Origin of the sequence: Luteimonas chenhongjianii (assembly GCF_002327105.1) — a bacterium.
GTDB lineage: Bacteria > Pseudomonadota > Gammaproteobacteria > Xanthomonadales > Xanthomonadaceae > Luteimonas > Luteimonas chenhongjianii.
This window is the reverse complement of sequence record NZ_CP023406.1, coordinates 1444485-1460645: the sequence shown is the minus strand read 5'-3', so window position 1 is coordinate 1460645 and position 16161 is coordinate 1444485. Positions and strand designations below refer to the sequence as shown.

15 protein-coding genes are annotated in these 16161 nt (G+C 68.4%); 3 read left to right on the top strand and 12 right to left on the bottom strand.

The annotated features are described in order from the left end of the window. The 6 genes from ispD to CNR27_RS06645 form a co-directional block, all read right to left on the bottom strand. Complete coding sequence (ispD, locus tag CNR27_RS06670; RefSeq protein ID WP_096297489.1) at positions 1–690, bottom strand: 2-C-methyl-D-erythritol 4-phosphate cytidylyltransferase; 690 nt, start codon at positions 688–690, stop codon at positions 1–3. Continuing rightward, positions 687–1037: a cell division protein FtsB gene (gene ftsB, locus CNR27_RS06665; protein ID WP_096297488.1), complete on the bottom strand. Its 351-nt coding sequence runs from the start codon at positions 1035–1037 to the stop codon at positions 687–689. Before ftsB ends, ispD begins: the two co-directional genes overlap by 4 nt. 18 nt (positions 1038–1055) lie before the next feature. Beyond that, positions 1056–2342: a phosphopyruvate hydratase gene (gene eno, locus CNR27_RS06660; RefSeq protein ID WP_096297487.1), complete on the bottom strand. Its 1287-nt coding sequence runs from the start codon at positions 2340–2342 to the stop codon at positions 1056–1058. 62 nt (positions 2343–2404) lie between these two features. Next, positions 2405–3238, bottom strand: coding sequence for a 3-deoxy-8-phosphooctulonate synthase (kdsA, locus tag CNR27_RS06655; RefSeq protein ID WP_096297486.1), 834 nt, complete (start codon positions 3236–3238; stop codon positions 2405–2407). Continuing rightward, positions 3235–4911: a CTP synthase gene (locus CNR27_RS06650; RefSeq protein WP_096300384.1), complete on the bottom strand. Its 1677-nt coding sequence runs from the start codon at positions 4909–4911 to the stop codon at positions 3235–3237. Before CNR27_RS06650 ends, kdsA begins: the two co-directional genes overlap by 4 nt. A 136-nt stretch (positions 4912–5047) precedes the next feature. Then, entirely contained in the window at positions 5048–5359 is a 312-nt protein-coding gene (locus CNR27_RS06645; RefSeq protein ID WP_096297485.1) for a hypothetical protein, read from the bottom strand. A 297-nt stretch (positions 5360–5656) separates the two neighbouring features. On the opposite strand from CNR27_RS06645, the gene parE reads away from it, so the two are divergent. Then, positions 5657–7546 carry a DNA topoisomerase IV subunit B gene (gene parE / locus CNR27_RS06640; RefSeq protein ID WP_096297484.1) on the top strand — a complete coding sequence of 630 codons (1890 nt, stop codon included), beginning with the start codon at positions 5657–5659 and terminating at the stop codon, positions 7544–7546. A 140-nt stretch (positions 7547–7686) separates the two neighbouring features. Here parE and mdtD read toward each other — a convergent pair whose 3' ends face one another. From mdtD to CNR27_RS06610, 6 genes are read right to left on the bottom strand one after another with little or no spacing between them, the layout of a single operon-like run. Then, positions 7687–9111 carry a multidrug transporter subunit MdtD gene (gene mdtD / locus CNR27_RS06635; RefSeq protein WP_096297483.1) on the bottom strand — a complete coding sequence of 475 codons (1425 nt, stop codon included), beginning with the start codon at positions 9109–9111 and terminating at the stop codon, positions 7687–7689. After that, positions 9108–9911: an N-formylglutamate deformylase gene (gene hutG, locus CNR27_RS06630; RefSeq protein ID WP_096297482.1), complete on the bottom strand. Its 804-nt coding sequence runs from the start codon at positions 9909–9911 to the stop codon at positions 9108–9110. The genes mdtD and hutG overlap by 4 nt, the downstream gene beginning before the upstream one ends. 46 nt (positions 9912–9957) lie before the next feature. Then, on the bottom strand, positions 9958–11349 hold the full coding sequence (gene gorA, locus CNR27_RS06625; RefSeq protein ID WP_245815771.1) for a glutathione-disulfide reductase: 1392 nt from the start codon (positions 11347–11349) through the stop codon (positions 9958–9960). Continuing rightward, positions 11346–12608: an NAD(P)/FAD-dependent oxidoreductase gene (locus CNR27_RS15690; RefSeq protein WP_245815770.1), complete on the bottom strand. Its 1263-nt coding sequence runs from the start codon at positions 12606–12608 to the stop codon at positions 11346–11348. The genes gorA and CNR27_RS15690 overlap by 4 nt, the downstream gene beginning before the upstream one ends. Continuing rightward, positions 12605–13840, bottom strand: coding sequence for a DUF418 domain-containing protein (locus CNR27_RS06615; RefSeq protein ID WP_096297480.1), 1236 nt, complete (start codon positions 13838–13840; stop codon positions 12605–12607). The genes CNR27_RS15690 and CNR27_RS06615 overlap by 4 nt, the downstream gene beginning before the upstream one ends. Positions 13841–13889: 49 nt before the next feature. Then, positions 13890–14369, bottom strand: a complete 480-nt coding sequence (locus CNR27_RS06610) for an FKBP-type peptidyl-prolyl cis-trans isomerase (protein WP_096297479.1) — start codon at positions 14367–14369, stop codon at positions 13890–13892. 135 nt (positions 14370–14504) lie between these two features. Between CNR27_RS06610 and CNR27_RS06605 the strand changes: the two genes are divergently transcribed. Together CNR27_RS06605 and CNR27_RS15685 are read left to right on the top strand one after the other, a co-directional pair. Beyond that, complete coding sequence (locus CNR27_RS06605; RefSeq protein ID WP_096297478.1) at positions 14505–15017, top strand: C40 family peptidase; 513 nt, start codon at positions 14505–14507, stop codon at positions 15015–15017. 131 nt (positions 15018–15148) lie between these two features. Beyond that, entirely contained in the window at positions 15149–15805 is a 657-nt protein-coding gene (locus tag CNR27_RS15685) for a C40 family peptidase (protein ID WP_245815769.1), read from the top strand. Positions 15806–16161: the final 356 nt, after the last annotated feature.

Genomic DNA, 16161 nt, shown 5'->3' with positions numbered 1-16161 from the left:
TCACCCTCGACGCGACAGCTCGAACTCGAAGCGCGCAAGGTCGGCAGGTGTCGTGACCTTGAAGTTGTCTTCGCGGCCTTCGACCAGCAAGGGGCGCGTGCCCTGGAGTTCCATCGCCATGGCCTCGTCCGTCACCGCGACGCCCGCGGCATCCGCGGCTTCCAGTGCCCGGCCCAGTTGCAGGCGGCGGAACAGTTGCGGCGTCAGCGCGCGCCAGAGCCGTTCGCGCGGCTCGGTACCGTCGATGCCGCCTTCGTCGCCTGCGCGCTTGAGCGTGTCGCGCACCGGCGCGGCGAGGATCGCGCCGACGGGATCCATGCGCCCGCGCTCGAGCAGTGCGTCGAGATCGCCGGGATGCAGGTTCGGCCGCGCAGCGTCGTGCACGAGCACGAAATCATCGGGCCGCACCGATTCGGGCAGCGCGTACAGGCCAGCCAATACCGATGCCGCGCGGGTTTCGCCACCGCCCGCGCGCAGCAACGGCTTGCCGTGCAGCACGGACTCGGGCAGCGCCGGCGCGTCGTCCGCGCCCAGCACCAGCACGATGCCTGCGATCCCGGCATGCCCGGCGAGGGCGTTCAGGGTGTGCGCCAGCAGGCTCAACCCCCCCACCTCGAGAAACTGCTTGGGCACTTCGGCGCCAAAGCGCGTTCCGCGCCCCGCGGCGGGCACCACCACCCAGGCGCTCATGGGGTATTCGCCCGTTGCCGGGCGTCCGGGTCGAGCGCGTGCTCGGCCGGCAAGGGCGCGATGCGCGCGTCGTCGACGACGCGATAGAAGGTCTCGCCCGGCCTGATCATGCCCAGCTCGCCACGCGCCCGTTCCTCGATCGCCGCCTCGCCGGACTTCAGGTCGGCCACCTCGGCTGCGAGCGCGGCATTGCGCTGCTCCAGACCTTCGTTCTGCCGCGCCTGCGCTTCGACGCGGGCGCGCAGTTCCTCGACCTGCTCGGTGCCACCGACGCCATACCAGAGCCGGTACTGCAGCCAGGCCAGCAGCGTGGCCAGCAGCAACATCACCACAAGCAGGGCGCGCATCGGCGATGTCCCGGGGGATCAGCGCTTGATCGAGACGAATGCGTCGCGGCCGGCGTAACGGGCCTCGCTGCCCAGCGCCTCCTCGATACGCAGCAGCTGGTTGTACTTGGCGACGCGGTCGCTGCGGCACAGCGAACCGGTCTTGATCTGCGTGGCCGTGGTGGCCACCGCGATGTCGGCGATCGTCGTGTCCTCGGTCTCGCCGGAACGATGCGACACGACGGCGGCATAACCGGCGGCGTCCGCCATGGCGATGGCTTCGAGCGTCTCGGTCAGCGTGCCGATCTGGTTGACCTTGATCAGTATCGCGTTCGCGGTCCTGGAGTCGATGCCTTCCTTGAAGATCTTCGGATTGGTGACGAACAGATCGTCGCCGACCAGCTGCACGCGATCACCGATGCGATCGGTCAGCTGCCTCCAGCCGGCCCAGTCGTCCTCGGCCATGCCGTCCTCGATCGTGATGATCGGGTACTGCGCGGCCCAGTCGGCGAGGAAGTCGACGAACTGCTCGCCGGTCAGGCGCTTGTTCTCGCCGACCAGGTTGTACTTGCCGTTGTCGTGGAATTCGCTCGACGCCACGTCCAGGCCCAGCAGCACGTCGTCGCCCGCGGCGTAACCTGCCTTGCCGATCGCCTCGAGAATGGTGTCGAGCGCTTCGACGTTGCTGCGGAAGTCCGGCGCGAAGCCGCCTTCGTCGCCGACGGCCGTGCTCAGGCCATGGCCCTTGAGCACCGATTTCAGCGCGTGGAAGATCTCGGTGCCGGCGCGCAGCGATTCGGAGAAGCTGCTGAAGCCGACCGGCAACACCATGAATTCCTGGAAATCGACGTTGTTGTCGGCATGTGCGCCGCCGTTGATGATGTTCATCATCGGCACCGGCAGCACCGGCGCCCGGTCGCCACCCAGCAACTTCCACAACGGGATCTTCCGCGACGCGGCCAGCGCGTGCGCGTTCGCCATCGACACACCGAGCAGCGCATTCGCGCCCAGGCGACCCTTGTTCTCGGTGCCGTCGAGGTCGATCAGGCGCTTGTCGAGACCGGCCTGATCGGCGGCGTCGAAGCCCTTGAGCGCATCGGCGATTGGGCCGTTGACGTTGCCTACGGCCTTGCGCACGCCCTTGCCGAGATAGCGCGTCTTGTCGCCGTCGCGCAGTTCCACCGCCTCGCGGGCACCGGTCGATGCACCCGACGGCACCATCGCGCGGCCAAAGCTGCCGTCATCCAGGGTCACTTCGGCTTCGAGGGTCGGATTGCCGCGGGAGTCGAGGATCTCGCGGGCATGGATCTTGGCGATGGTCGTCATGGTCGGGTCGAAAGTCTCGGTCAGCGGAAAAGGAGGAGATCGGACAGCGGCACAGCCGGCCGTCAGAGATCGGATTCGGCGAAACCCGCGCGCTTGGTCACGGCGTCGAGCTCGAGCATGGTTTCCAGCAGCGCGCGCATGCGGTCCAGCGGCCAAGCATTGGGACCGTCACTGAGCGCTTCTTCCGGCCTGGGATGGGTTTCCATGAAGACGCCCGACACACCGACGGCGATCGCCGCGCGCGCGAGCACCGGCACGAACTCGCGCTGGCCACCACTGGACGTGCCCTGCCCGCCCGGCAGCTGCACAGAATGGGTCGCGTCGAACACGACCGGGCAATTGGTCTCGCGCATGACGGCGAGCGAGCGCATGTCGCTGACCAGGTTGTTGTAGCCGAAGCTCGCGCCGCGCTCGCAGACCATGATCTGGTCGTTGCCGGTGGACTTCGCCTTCTCGACGACCGGCTTCATGTCCCATGGCGACAGGAACTGGCCCTTCTTGATGTTGACCGGCTTGCCGGCGGCGCAGACCTTCTTGATGAAATCGGTCTGGCGCACGAGGAAGGCCGGGGTCTGCAGCACGTCGACGACCGAGGCGACCTCGTCCATCGGCGTGTATTCGTGCACGTCGGTCAGCACCGGCACGCCGATCTGGCGCTTCACTTCCGCCAGCACGCGCAGGCCTTCTTCCATGCCCGGGCCGCGGAAGCTCGTGCCCGAGGTGCGGTTGGCCTTGTCGAAGCTGGACTTGAAGATGAAGTTGATGCCGAGCGCCGAGGTGATTTCCTTGAGCTGACCGGCCACATCGAGCTGCAATTGCTCCGACTCGATCACGCACGGGCCGGCGATCAGGAAGAACGGCTGGTCCAGACCGACCTCGAAACCACAGAGCTTCATGCGTGCGCTTCCTTGAGAGGTTCGACGAGAGTTTTGCCGCCGGCCTTGTGCTCGCGCGCCGCGCGGACGAAGCCGACGAACAGAGGATGCCCGCCGCGCGGGGTCGACAGGAACTCGGGGTGCGCCTGACAGGCGATGAACCACGGATGCTGCGGCAGCTCGATCATCTCCACCAGCAGGTCGTCCATCGACTTGGCGCTGATGACCAGGCCGGCATCCTCGAGCTGGGTGCGATACCGGTTGTTGAACTCGTAGCGGTGGCGGTGGCGCTCGCCGACGACATCCCGGCCGTAGACCTCGCGCGATTTCGTTCCGGGCTTGAGGCGCTGTTCCTGCAGGCCGAGGCGCATGGTGCCGCCGAGGTCGCTCTTCTCGTCGCGCCGCTCCACTTCACCGGCCTGCGTGCGCCATTCGGTGATCAGGCCGATCACCGGATGCGGCGACTGCTTGTCGTTCTCGGTGCTGTTGGCGCCTTCGAGGCCGGCGACATTGCGCGCCATGTCGACGACGGCCGCCTGCATGCCATAGCAGATGCCGAAATACGGCAGGCCGGATTCACGCGCATATTTCGAGGCCATCACCTTGCCTTCGAAGCCGCGATCGCCGAAGCCGCCGGGCACCAGCACGCCATCGACATCGCCCAGCCACGCGGCAGCGCCGTCGCGCTCGATGTCCTGCGATTCGATCCACTTCAGGCTCACCCGCGTGCGCTGGCGGATGCCGCCGTGCTTGAGCGCCTCGCCGACCGACTTGTAGGCATCCTTGTGGTCGACGTACTTGCCGACCACGCCGATCGTCACCTCGTCGTCCGGGTTCTCCACCGCGTCGACGACATCGATCCATTCCGACAGGTCGGCGATCGGAGCGGCCTTGGCGCCCAGACGCAGACGCTCGACCACCAGTTCGTCCAGACCGCGCGCGTGCAGCCACATCGGGATCTTGTGGATGTTGTCGAGATCGACGGCCGAGATGACGGCCTTCTCCGAGACGTTGGTGAACGAGGCGATCTTGCGGCGCTCGCCATCGGGCAGCGGCTGTTCGCTGCGGCACACCAGGATGTCGGGCTGGATGCCGATCGAACGCAGCTCCTTGACCGAATGCTGGGTGGGCTTGGTCTTGAGCTCGCCGGCGGCGGCGATGTACGGCACCAGCGTCAGGTGCATGAACAGCGCCTTCTCGGCGCCGCGGTCGGTGCGGATCTGGCGGATGGCCTCGAGGAACGGCAGCGATTCGATGTCGCCCACCGTGCCGCCGATCTCCACCAGCGCCACGTCATAGCCCTGGGTCGCTTCGTCGATCGCCCGCTTGATCGCATCGGTGATGTGCGGGATGACCTGGACGGTCGCGCCGAGGTAGTCGCCGCGGCGCTCCTTGCGGATCACGCTCTCGTAGATCTTGCCGGTCGTGATCGAGTTCTTGCCCGACAGACGCACGTTGATGAAACGCTCGTAGTGACCGAGGTCGAGATCGGTCTCGGCGCCGTCGTCGGTCACGTAGACCTCGCCGTGCTGGAACGGGCTCATCGTGCCGGGGTCGACGTTGATGTACGGATCGAGCTTCATCATCGTCACCCGCAGGCCGCGGGCTTCGAGGATGGCGGCCAGCGAGGCGGCCGCGATGCCCTTCCCGAGGGAAGAGACCACGCCGCCGGTAACGAATACGAGCGGTGTGATGGAACTGGTGGGAGGCGTCATGAGGACAGCGGGTCGCTGGAAAGCCCCATTCTACAGGCTGCAGCCCGCGACTGCCCGACCCGATGCAGAACGCCCCGGCAAGCCGGGGCGTCGGTCAGGTGGAATCGGCCGGAAATCAGGCCGGATCGTCCTCCTCCTCTTCCTCTTCCACCTGCTGCATGGTGCGCTCCTCCTCGATCGCGGCAGCTTCCTCCTGGGCGTCGACGGCCTCGTTCATGGCGTCGGCCGCGTACGTGGACTCCACTGCCGCATTCTCGGCGGCCTGCGCCGAAGCCTCTGCGGTCTGCGCGGCCTGCTCGGCCTGCTGCGCGGCGACCTCGGCATCGCGTGCCTGTTGTTGTTGCGTGGCCGCCGCGTCCTGGGCGAAAGCGGGGGCGGCGAAGGCGCCGGCGACGATGGCGGCGAAAAGCACATTGCGGGTGTTCATTGGACTGTTTCCCTTATGGCGAATTCGAATTGGCGCAGTGGATCGGTTGCAAGCCATCCGCGAGGCGGACGAAAAACCGTCGGCGATTTGCTGCTGACGGCTCGAACCTAGCCAAGCCAGACCGGCCGCGGACTGAACAACACATTGATCACTTGCCGCATACAGGCCGCTAACGGCGCTGCAATCGCTTACATCCCGCCGCAACGCGGATCGTGGCGCCGAGGCGCCAGCGAGACGCCGGAATCGGCGCGTCGGCAATTCCTTTAACATGCGCCGATTCCCGCGCAGCAGCCCCGCATGAACACCCGCTACAACGCCGCCGACATCGAAGTCCTCTCCGGCCTGGATCCGGTCAAGCGCCGCCCCGGCATGTACACCGACACCACCCGCCCGAACCACCTGGCGCAGGAAGTGATCGACAACGCCGTGGACGAGGCGCTGGCCGGGCATGCGCGGCAGATCGAGGTCACGCTGTTCAAGGACGGCAGCTGCGAGGTGTCCGACGACGGCCGCGGCATGCCGGTCGACATCCATCCGGAGGAGAAGATCCCGGGCGTGGAGCTGATCCTCACCCGCCTGCATGCCGGCGGGAAGTTCAACAACAAGAACTACACCTTCAGCGGCGGCCTGCACGGCGTGGGCGTCAGCGTGGTCAATGCGCTGTCGACCCTGGTGGAAGTGCACATCAAGCGCGATGGCAGCGAACACCGCATCACCTTCCGCAATGGCGACCGCGCGACGCCGCTGGAAGTCGTCGGCACCGTCGGCAAGAAGAACACCGGTACCCGCGTGCGCTTCTGGGCCGACCCGAAGTATTTCGACACCCCGAAATTCAGCGTGCGCGCCCTGCGCCACCTGCTGCGCGCCAAGGCGGTGCTGTGCCCGGGCCTGACCGTCACCCTCTTCGACGAGGCGACCGGCGAGCGCGACCGGTGGCTGTTCGAGGACGGGCTGCGCGACTACCTCAAGGGCGAGCTCGCGGAACGGGAACTGCTGCCGCCGGAACTGTTCGTCGGTGCGCTCAGGAAGGACACCGAGACCGTCGACTGGGCGGTCGCGTGGGTGGTCGAAGGCGAACTGGTGCAGGAGAGCTACGTCAACCTGATCCCGACCGCGCAGCACGGCACCCACGTCAACGGGCTGCGCACCGGTTTCACCGACGCGCTGCGCGAGTTCTGCGATTTCCGCAACCTGCTCCCCCGGGGCGTGAAGCTGGCGCCGGAGGATGTCTGGGATCGCGTCGCCTTCGTGCTGTCGATGAAGATGACCGACCCGCAGTTCAGCGGCCAGACCAAGGAGCGGCTGTCGTCGCGCCAGGCCGCGGGCTTCGTCGAGGGCGCCGCGCACGATGCGTTCTCGCTCTGGCTCAACCAGCACACGGATATGGGCGAGAAGATCGCCCAGCTTGCGATCGACCGCGCCAGTGCGCGGCTCAAGACCGAGAAGCAGATCGTCCGCAAGAAGGTCACCCAGGGGCCGGCGCTGCCCGGCAAGCTGGCCGACTGCATCAGCCAGGACCTCTCGCGCACCGAACTGTTCCTGGTCGAGGGCGATTCCGCCGGCGGCAGCGCCAAGCAGGCGCGCGACAAGGACTTCCAGGCGATCCTGCCGCTGCGCGGCAAGATCCTCAACACCTGGGAAGTGGCCAGCACCTCGGTGCTGGGCTCGGAGGAAGTGCACAACCTCGCGATCGCGATCGGCTGCGATCCGGGCAAGGACGATATTTCCGGCCTGCGCTACGGCAAGGTCGTGATCCTGGCCGACGCCGATTCCGACGGCCTGCACATCGCCACCCTGCTGTGCGCGCTGTTCCTGCAGCACTTCCCCGCGCTGGTCGCGGCCGGCAACATCTTCGTCGCGATGCCGCCGCTGTTCCGCGTCGACGTGGGCAAGCAGGTGTTCTACGCGCTGGACGAGGAAGAAAAGCGCCTGCTGCTGGAGAAGATCGCGCGCGAGAAGCTCAAGGGGCAGGTCAATGTGACCCGCTTCAAGGGTCTGGGCGAGATGAACCCCTCGCAGTTGCGCGAATCGGCGATCCATCCCGATACGCGGCGCCTGGTGCAGCTGACCGTCGACGACGACCTGGAAACGCGCTCGCTGGTCGACATGCTGCTGGCCAAGAAGCGCGCCGGCGACCGCAAGGCCTGGCTGGAAACCAAGGGCGACCTGGCCACCCTCGAGGTCTGAGGGGCCGGCTTTCGGCCCACGCTGTCGCGGGCGCCGACGATTCCGGACAGGGCCTGCGGCCATGGCGGCTGGCGTCCGCGGCGCAGGCAGGCGCATCCGCCTATCGGCGCCCCGAGCGACGCGGACCGATCCGCGCCGCCTCAGGCCTGGTCGGCCGTGTCCACGACCCGCTCGGAAATGCGGCGAGTCCGGCCGAGCTGGGCGAAGATCGCCGCCGAGGCCAGGGTCAGCGCGCCGATGCAGACGAAGGTCCAGCGGAAGGCCGAGAGCATCGGGGCTGTCCCGGCCGGCTCCCCGCCGCTGAAGGCACCGAGCAGACCACCGGCCGTGGCGACACCCAGGCTCATCGCCAGCATCATCACCATCGACAGCAGGCTGTTTCCGGCGCTCGCCTCCGACCCGTCCAGATCGCGCAGCGCCAGGGTGTTCATCGCGGTGAACTGGAGCGAATTGACCGCGCCGAACACCGCGAACTGCAGCAGATGCAGCCAGAGCGGCTGGCCGGCTTCGACCAGGGCGAAGCTCGCCATCGTCAGGCCGGTCAGCACGGTATTGACCACCAGCACGTTGCGGTAACCGAAGCGCTGCACCAGGGGCACGACGATGCGTTTGGAGAACATGCCGGCGATCGCGACAGGCACCATCATCAGCCCCGCCTGGGTGGCCGGAAACCCGAGTGCGACCTGCAGCAGCAGCGGAATCATGTACGGCATGCCGCTGCTGCCCAGTCTTGCGAACAGGTTGCCGAGCAGGCCGATGCTGAAGGTCCGGGTGCGGAACAGCGTCAGCGGGAACAGTGGCGCGGGCGCGCGCGCTGCATGCAGCCAGTAGGCGACCAGCGCGACCAGGCCGGCGACCAGCAGCACCACCAGCGCCGCCCGGCGGGGCGAATGCCCCGAAAGCGCATCGACCGACAGCGACACCGCGATCATCCCGAACGCGAGCAGTGCGTAGCCCGCCCCATCGAAACGCGACACTGGCGCGCGCAGATCGGGCATCCACTTCAGCGCCGCGATTCCGCCCACCACACCCAACGGCAGGTTGATCAGGAAGATCCAGTGCCAGGACGCGACATCGGTCAGCCAGCCGCCGAGCGCCGGTCCGATCAGCGGGCCGACCAGCCCCGGCACGGTCACGAAAGTCATCGCCGCCAGAAAGGCGCTGCGCGGCACCGCACGCAGCACGGCGAGCCGCCCGACCGGCAGCAGCATGGCGCCGCCGATCCCCTGCAGTACGCGCGCGGCGACCAGCGCATCGAGGCTCCGCGACGCGGCGCAGGCCAGCGAGCCGGCCGAGAACAGCAGGATCGCGGCGACGAACAGACGGCGCGTGCCGATCCGGTCGGCCAGCCAGCCCGACGATGGAATCAGCATCGCCACCGTCAGGGCATAGGCCACGACCACCGACTGCATGCGCAACGGCGACTGCCCCAGATCCGCCGCCATCGCCGGCAGCGCCGTGTTGACGATGGTGGTGTCGAGCATCTGCATGAACACCGCCGCGGCCACCAGCCACAGCATCGGCCGGAACGGCCGGAGCAGCGTGGCGTCGTCCGCGCGGCTCATGCGCCGGCCGCGAATCCGATGGCGGCGGCGAGCAGGCTCCGCAGCAACGGCGTCAGCGCATCGGCGCGCGCCGCGTCCCACTCGAACGTGGTTTCGTCCATGTAGCAGCGCTGGCTGATCTCGAGCTGCACCGCCGCGATGCCTCGAGCCGGATCGCCGAAGTGGCGGGTGATGTGCCCCCCCTTGAAACGCCCATTGGCCACCCAGCCATAGTCCGTCTGCGCGGCAAGCACGGCCTCCAGCCGCGCCTGCAACGCCGGGCTGCAGCTGGCGCCGCCGGCGGTGCCGAGATTGAGGTCGGGCAGGCGACCTTCGAACAGGAACGGCAGATCGCCCTTGATCGAATGGCCCTCCCACAGCACGACGCGGCCATGCGCGGCAAGCAGGCGCGCGATCTCGCCCTGCAGTGCGGCGTGGTAGGGGCGCCAGTAGCGGTCGACCCGAGCGCGCACCTCGTCAGCATCCGGGGCGGCACCGTCGCGGTAGACGGGCGTACCGTCGAACTGCACCATCGGACACAGGCCGGTGGTGTTCTGGCCCGGGTACAGCGAGACGTCGTCTTCCGCGCGGTTGAGGTCGATGACGTAGCGCGAGTGGGACGGCACCAGCACGGACGCGCCGAGGGTGCGCGCGATTCCGTAGAGGCGGGCGATGTGCCAGTCGGTGTCGGGTACGCGCCGGGCGGAAGGCGCCAGCCGCGCGCCGATCTCGGGGGGCACGTGGGTGCCGTCGTGCGGCAGGCTGACCAGCAGCGGGGAAGTGCCGCGCTGCAGCTGGAAGATCGGCGGGGCTTCGGACATCGGCGCATTGTAGGGCCGGTCATGTCGTCGCCACCCGTCGATGGTGTCAGCGCATCAGCACGATCTCTTCGGCGCTGGTGGGATGGATGGCGATCGTGTCGTGCAGGTCGTCGAGCGTGATGCCCCGCTTGAGCGCCACCGCGAAGCCCTGGAGGATCTCGTCGGCCGAGTCGCCGAGCAGATGCAGGCCGACCACGCGCCGCTCCGCGCCGACGCAGACGAGCTTGAATACGCTGCGCTGCGTGGATTCGGCCAGGGCCTCGCGCATCGGCCGGAAGTTGCTGCGATAGACATGCACGTCATCGCCGTACCGCTCGCGCGCCTCGGCTTCGGTCAGCCCGACCATGGCCAGCGGCGGATGCGAGAACACCACCGAAGGCACGTTGTCGACGTCGAGCTTCGCATCCGGGCGGCCGCCGAACAGGCGGTCGCACAGCCGCCGGGCCGCCGCAATCGCCACCGGGGTGAGCGCCAGTCCGCAGCCGGAGATGTCGCCGACCGCATAGACGCCTTCGGCCTGCGTCGCCTGCCATCTGTCGACGGGAATGTTCCCGGCGCCGTCCGGGGTAATGCCGACGGTATCGAGTCCGATGTCGCCGGTATTGGGTCGCCGCCCGGTCGCGAACAGCACCTGGTCGAAGCCGCCGCGGATGCTGCCGTCCAGGGCCTCGAGCTGAAGCTGGCCATCGTCGTCGCGGCGCAGGGCCTGGAGGTCGTAACCGAACACCAGCCCGATGCCCTGCTGCCTGTAGTTCTCCTGCAACTGCTCCACCAGCTCGGCGTCGGCCTGGCGCAGCAGGCGCTGGTCGCGCACGAACATCTCGACCTGGCTGCCCAGCGCCTGCAGTACGCCGGCGAGTTCGATGGCGATGTAACCGCCGCCGATGATCGCCAGGCGCGGCGGCGCCGCGTTCCAGCCGAAGAAGTCATCGGACACCGCGCCCAGGGAAGCGCCGGCCACGTCCGGTCGCACCGGGGACGATCCGGTGGCGAGCACGATGTGCGGGGCTGCCAGGCGCGCGCCCGCGTCGGTATCGACGCGCCCCGGCCCGGCGAGGCGTCCGCGGGCCGGCAGCACCATGATGCCGGCGCGGTCAAGCCGCTCGCCGTAGCTGTGGTGGATGCCGTGGATGTAGCGCTGGCGGTCGGTGATGAACCTGGCCCAGTCGAACCCGACCCGGCGATCCATCGGCAGGTCGAAGCCCAGCCGCGCCGCCTGCTCCAGACGCGTGCCCAGGTCCGCCGCGAGCCACATCGCCTTCTTGGGTACGCAACCGACGTTGACGCAGGTGCCGCCCAGCGCACCGGGTTCGACCAGCGCGACGCGCTGGCCATGTTCGACGGCGCGGAACGCGGCGGCGAGTCCGCCGGACCCCCCGCCCAGCACAATCAGGTCGAAATGCAGCAGGTCGCGATCATCGGGGCTGGCACCGCTCACGGGAATCGCGCCGGTGCGTAGGGGGCCGGGTCGAAGCGCGGCGCGCGGCCGCAGATCAGGTCGCTCATCAACTGTCCGGTCGCCACGCTCATGCTGACCCCCAGCATGCCATGACCGGTGGCCAGCCAGAGATGACGATAACCGGGCGCAGGCCCGAGTATCGGCACGTCGTCGATGCTCACCGGCCGCCAGCCGAACCATTCCTCTTCGCGCACCGGACCCACCGGCTCGTGCAGGTATTCGCGCGCCGAACGCTCCAGTGCATCCAGACGCACGCGGTTGAGCGAGCGGTCGTAGCCGGAGAATTCCATCGTGCTGCCGAGCCGGAAACCGCTGTCCCAGACCGTCACGCAGACGCTGCGCTCGTGCAGCACCATCGGATTGCGCGGCACGATCGACGGGCGCGAATAGGTGATCGAATAGCCCTTGCCCGGCTGCACCGGGACGCGCAGGCGCAGGCTGCGCGCGAGCAGCGGCGACCAGGCGCCGGTCGCCAGCAGCAGGTCGCGACCGTTGAAGGTGCCCTGCCCGGTCTGCACGACGACGCCGTCGCCGGTCTCCTCCACGCCCAGCACCTCGCAATGCTCGACCAGCTCGCCGCCGAGCGCGCGGAAGGCGCGTGCGAGCCCGGCGACATAGCGGTCCGGTCGCAGGCGGGCGTCGCCGGGAAAGCGGATCGCGCCGACCACGCCTTCGCGCAGCGCGGGTTCCTGGCGCAGATAGGCATCGCCTTCGATGCGCTCCACCGCGACGCCGAGCGCACGCAGCTGCTGCGCCTCGTCTTCGAAGGCCTCGAAATCGGCGCGGTCCCGATAGACGTAATCGACGCCCGACGCCTCGAACTCGCAATCGATCCCCAGCGTGGCGAGCCAGTCGGGAAACGCGGCGCGCGAGGCTTCGAGGATCGTCGAGCGCGCCCGCATCGCATGCAGCCAGTCGCGCCGGTTGCAGCGCATCGCGAACCCGACCATCCAGCGCCACAACGCCGGATCCAGACGCGGGCTGACCCGGAACGGCGCGTCTGGCGTCAGCATCCAGCGCAGGGCCTTGGCGATCGTGCCGGGCGCGGCGAGCGGCGCGGCGTGACTCGGGGTGATGGTGCCGCAGTTGCCGTGCGAACTGCCGCAACCTGCCGAGCCCGCCTCGAGCACGCGCACGCCGCGCCCGGCCTGCAGCAGGGCAATGCCGCTGGCTAGGCCGATGACTCCGCCGCCGACGATCAACACGTCGTCGCCGATGTTGGACGGCCTCGCGCTCACGGCAGCGCGGGCACGCGACGCCAGCCCGGACGGCGCCCGTAGGTCAGCCAGCGCCAGACCCATTCCATCGGGCCGTACCGGTGATGCGCGAGCCAGACATGACTGATGGCCACCTGCAGCGCGAACACAGCCAACGCCAGGCCGGTCTGCGCGGCGCGGTCAAGCTCGCCCCACATGCCCAGGCCGTAACCGTAGAACAGCAGCGAACAGATCAGCGACTGGCCCAGATAATGGGTCAGGGCCATGCGCCCGGCCGGCGCGAACACGCCCAGCACGCGCGCGCCCGCCCCGCTGGACCAGGCCAGCACGATCAAGGCGACGTAGGCGAGCGCCATCGGCAGCGCGCCCCCGAGCATCAATGCCTGGGCAAACACTGCGCGCGGCTCCATCGCCCCGAGGTCGAAACTGGTGCCCAGCGCGACAGCCGCAGCAGTGAATGCAAGTCCCAGCGGCAGCATGCATGCCAGCAGGCGCCACCAGAAGTCCCGGTGCACGGCGGGCGACTGCAACCATCCTCCCGACAGCAGCCAGCTGCCGACGAGGAATACGCCGAGCGCCATCGGCACCGTCATGACCTGGCTCTGCAGGCCGATCGCCATGTAGTCGCTGACGCGCTGCATGGTGACCGCGGCGAAACCGCCATCGGGATACACATGCTCGGCGCGCCCGGCGCCGGCCACGAGCGGCGCCGCCATCTCGGCGAGCAGGTCCTCAGGCAGCATCAGCATCATTGCGGCGAACAGCAGGTAGAGCGTCACGATGCTCGCGTAGAGCAGCAGCCCGGTCAGCAGCTGCCACTTCGGCGTGAGTCCGCGCATCACCATCAGCAGCACCCCCGCCACCGCGTAGGTGACGAGGATGTCGCCCGGCCACAACAGCACGATGTGCAGGATGCCCAGCAGCAGCAGTCCGGCCATGCGGCGCAGGTAGATGCGCTCCACCGACAGGCCCGCAGCCTCGATGCGCCCGCTCATGAGCACGAAGCCCATGCCGAACAGCAGCGAGAACATCGTCCAGAACTTGCCGGCCACGAAGACATGGATGAGCCACGCGATGACGTAGTCGAGACCCGCCGCGTCGACCGGAATGCCCGAGCCCATCTGCTGCATAGGCCGGTTGAACCACTCGATGTTCATTACGAACACGCCCAGCAGCGCGATGCCACGCAGCACGTCCATCACGTCGAGGCGCTCGCCGGTGGGCACCGGACCGAGCGCGGCCTGCGTCCGCATCGGTATTTCCCGGGGGTGCGCGCCGGCCGGGCGGCCGGCGCAAGATCGATCAGTGCTGGTGGCCGCCGTCGCCGTGCACGTGGCCGTGCTCGATTTCCTCGGGCGTGGCTTCGCGCACGTCGACGATCTCGATGTCGAACTGCAGATCCTTGCCGGCCATCGGGTGGTTGAGGTCGACATCGACCACGCTCATGCCGATCTTCTCGATCGTCACCGCACGCGGGCCGAAGCTGGTGTTGAGCACGACCTGCTGGCCGACCGACAGCCTCTGGTCACCGAAATGCTTCTTGGGCACGCGCTGGCCCATGCCCTCGCGACGCTCGCCGTAGGCGTCGGCCGCGGTCACATCGGCCTTGAAGGTGTCGCCGGCCTCGTGGCCTTCCATCGCCTTCTCCAGCCCCGGGATGATGTTGCCGTGCCCGAACAGGATGGCCAGCGGTTCCCGGCCGCGCGAGGTTTCCACCGGTTCCTGGCCGGCTTCCGCGACGCTGTAATGGAAACGGACGACGCGGTCTTTCTCGATCTTCATTGGATTACCCGGTAACGCGGCGGCGCCGCTTGAGGAGGATGGTGTCGCTGGGGCACGATGCCGACGGTCATTCCGGTCGGACGCCCCATGCGAGCAATCCCACATTATCCCGGCTCCGGCGCGCCGGCGCCAACCATGGCGCCGCGCCTCGCGATGGCGACGGCCCTGGCCGGACTGCTGATAACCGGTTGCGGTCGCGACGACGTGCGGCCTGCCACGCCCGCAACTGCTGCCACCCGGGCCTGGACACCCGTCGCACCGGCCGACCCGGGCGCCGCGAACGCGGTGCTGATGCGCGCGATCAGCCTGGTCGGCACGCCCTACCGCTACGGCGGCAATACCCCCGAAGGCGGCTTCGACTGCAGTGGGCTGGTCAACTACGTCTTTCGCGACATGCTCGACCTGCGTCTGCCGCGAACCTCGCGCGATCTCTACGCCTATCAGGGGCCCAGGATCGATCCGGGCCGGCTGACCACCGGCGACCTGGTGTTCTTCGGTAGTGGCGGCAGCGTCTCGCACGTCGGCATCTACGTCGGCGAGGGCCGGTTCGTGCATGCCCCCAGTTCCGGAGGAACCGTCCGGCTGGACCATCTCGACGGCGCCTACTGGCGCAGCAACTACTCGGGATCTAAACGTGTCCTGCACTAGCCGCACACAATTTCTTCACTGAATTCTGTTCAAAAACGCGGACTTGGTCGCATTCATTTATTTTTGTTTAACAATTTTCACATCCCCGTCCGGTAGCTTCCCTCGCTGGTCCGCGACAATGTGAAACCCCCGTGACGAAGACAACCGCAACGCAGGGCGCCCGCGCCATCCGCCCCAGCCGCCTCCGCAGCGCCCTCTTCGCCGGCATTCTCACTGTCGCCGCAGCCCCCGCCTTCGCAGGTCCCGGCCTTGCCGGCGACTCGGCCGACCAGCTCGCAACCACTACCTCGGTCGCACGCTCGCTGACCGCGCCGGTTGCCCAGGTCGCTTCGCCCGAAGTGCTGCTTGCCAGCGACGTCAACCAGCTCATCGCAATGGATGTGGAGACCCCCGTCGCCCGCACCGACGGCCGCGTCGAAGGCCTGCTCAAGCGCGCCTTGACCCTGATCGGCACGCCCTACCGCTGGGGCGGCTCCAGCCCCGACGCCGGCTTCGACTGCAGCGGTCTCGTCGGTTATGTGTTCCGCACCGCGCTCGGGATCGAGCTGCCCCGCGTCTCGCGCGACATGGCGAAGAACGGCGAGCGCGTCGAGCGCGCCGCGTTGACTGCCGGCGATCTGGTGTTCTTCGGCCGCGGCGGCAATCGCATCGACCATGTCGGCATCTACCTGGGCGAGGGCCGCTTCGTGCACGCACCGCGCTCGGGCAAGGATGTGATGGTGTCCGAGCTCGACTCGGGTTACTGGGCCACCCGCTTCAAGTCCGCGCGCCGCGTCGCCGGCGTCTGAGGCACTGCCCCGCGTACCGGAAGGCCGCCATCAGGCGGCCTTTTCCGTTTCTGGCGCTCCAGCTACGCCCTGCCCCACGCGAAGGGGCTAGCGATGTCCGTCGCCAGCATGCTGGCCCATCGAAGCGCCGCGGGTGCCCCGCTCCACCCCGCTCCACCCCGCTGCACCCCGCTGCACGCCGGCGGATCTGGTGACAGGCGCAGTTTCCCATGCGAGGGCGCTGGCGCGTCCCTCGCCAGAAGCGGGACGGGCCCGCATGAGCCCCCTCCAGGCTGCCCGCAATGGCGCCGTGGCGATCGAGCCGTTCAAGGCAGCGCACCGCCGCCAATCCCGACAACCGCGTGCCGGGCCACTCC

What these genes read in the sequence shown, in the direction of transcription:
- parE (WP_096297484.1), top strand. Translation starts at nt 5,657, where the DNA reads ATGAACACCCGCTACAACGCCGCCGACATCGAAGTCCTCTCCGGCCTG.
- ftsB (WP_096297488.1), bottom strand. Translation starts at nt 1,037, where the DNA reads ATGCGCGCCCTGCTTGTGGTGATGTTGCTGCTGGCCACGCTGCTGGCC.
- mdtD (WP_096297483.1), bottom strand. Translation starts at nt 9,111, where the DNA reads ATGAGCCGCGCGGACGACGCCACGCTGCTCCGGCCGTTCCGGCCGATG.
- CNR27_RS06605 (WP_096297478.1), top strand. Translation starts at nt 14,505, where the DNA reads ATGGCGCCGCGCCTCGCGATGGCGACGGCCCTGGCCGGACTGCTGATA.
- CNR27_RS06615 (WP_096297480.1), bottom strand. Translation starts at nt 13,840, where the DNA reads ATGCGGACGCAGGCCGCGCTCGGTCCGGTGCCCACCGGCGAGCGCCTC.
- eno (WP_096297487.1), bottom strand. Translation starts at nt 2,342, where the DNA reads ATGACGACCATCGCCAAGATCCATGCCCGCGAGATCCTCGACTCCCGC.
- CNR27_RS06645 (WP_096297485.1), bottom strand. Translation starts at nt 5,359, where the DNA reads ATGAACACCCGCAATGTGCTTTTCGCCGCCATCGTCGCCGGCGCCTTC.
- hutG (WP_096297482.1), bottom strand. Translation starts at nt 9,911, where the DNA reads ATGTCCGAAGCCCCGCCGATCTTCCAGCTGCAGCGCGGCACTTCCCCG.
- CNR27_RS06610 (WP_096297479.1), bottom strand. Translation starts at nt 14,369, where the DNA reads ATGAAGATCGAGAAAGACCGCGTCGTCCGTTTCCATTACAGCGTCGCG.
- ispD (WP_096297489.1), bottom strand. Translation starts at nt 690, where the DNA reads ATGAGCGCCTGGGTGGTGGTGCCCGCCGCGGGGCGCGGAACGCGCTTT.
- kdsA (WP_096297486.1), bottom strand. Translation starts at nt 3,238, where the DNA reads ATGAAGCTCTGTGGTTTCGAGGTCGGTCTGGACCAGCCGTTCTTCCTG.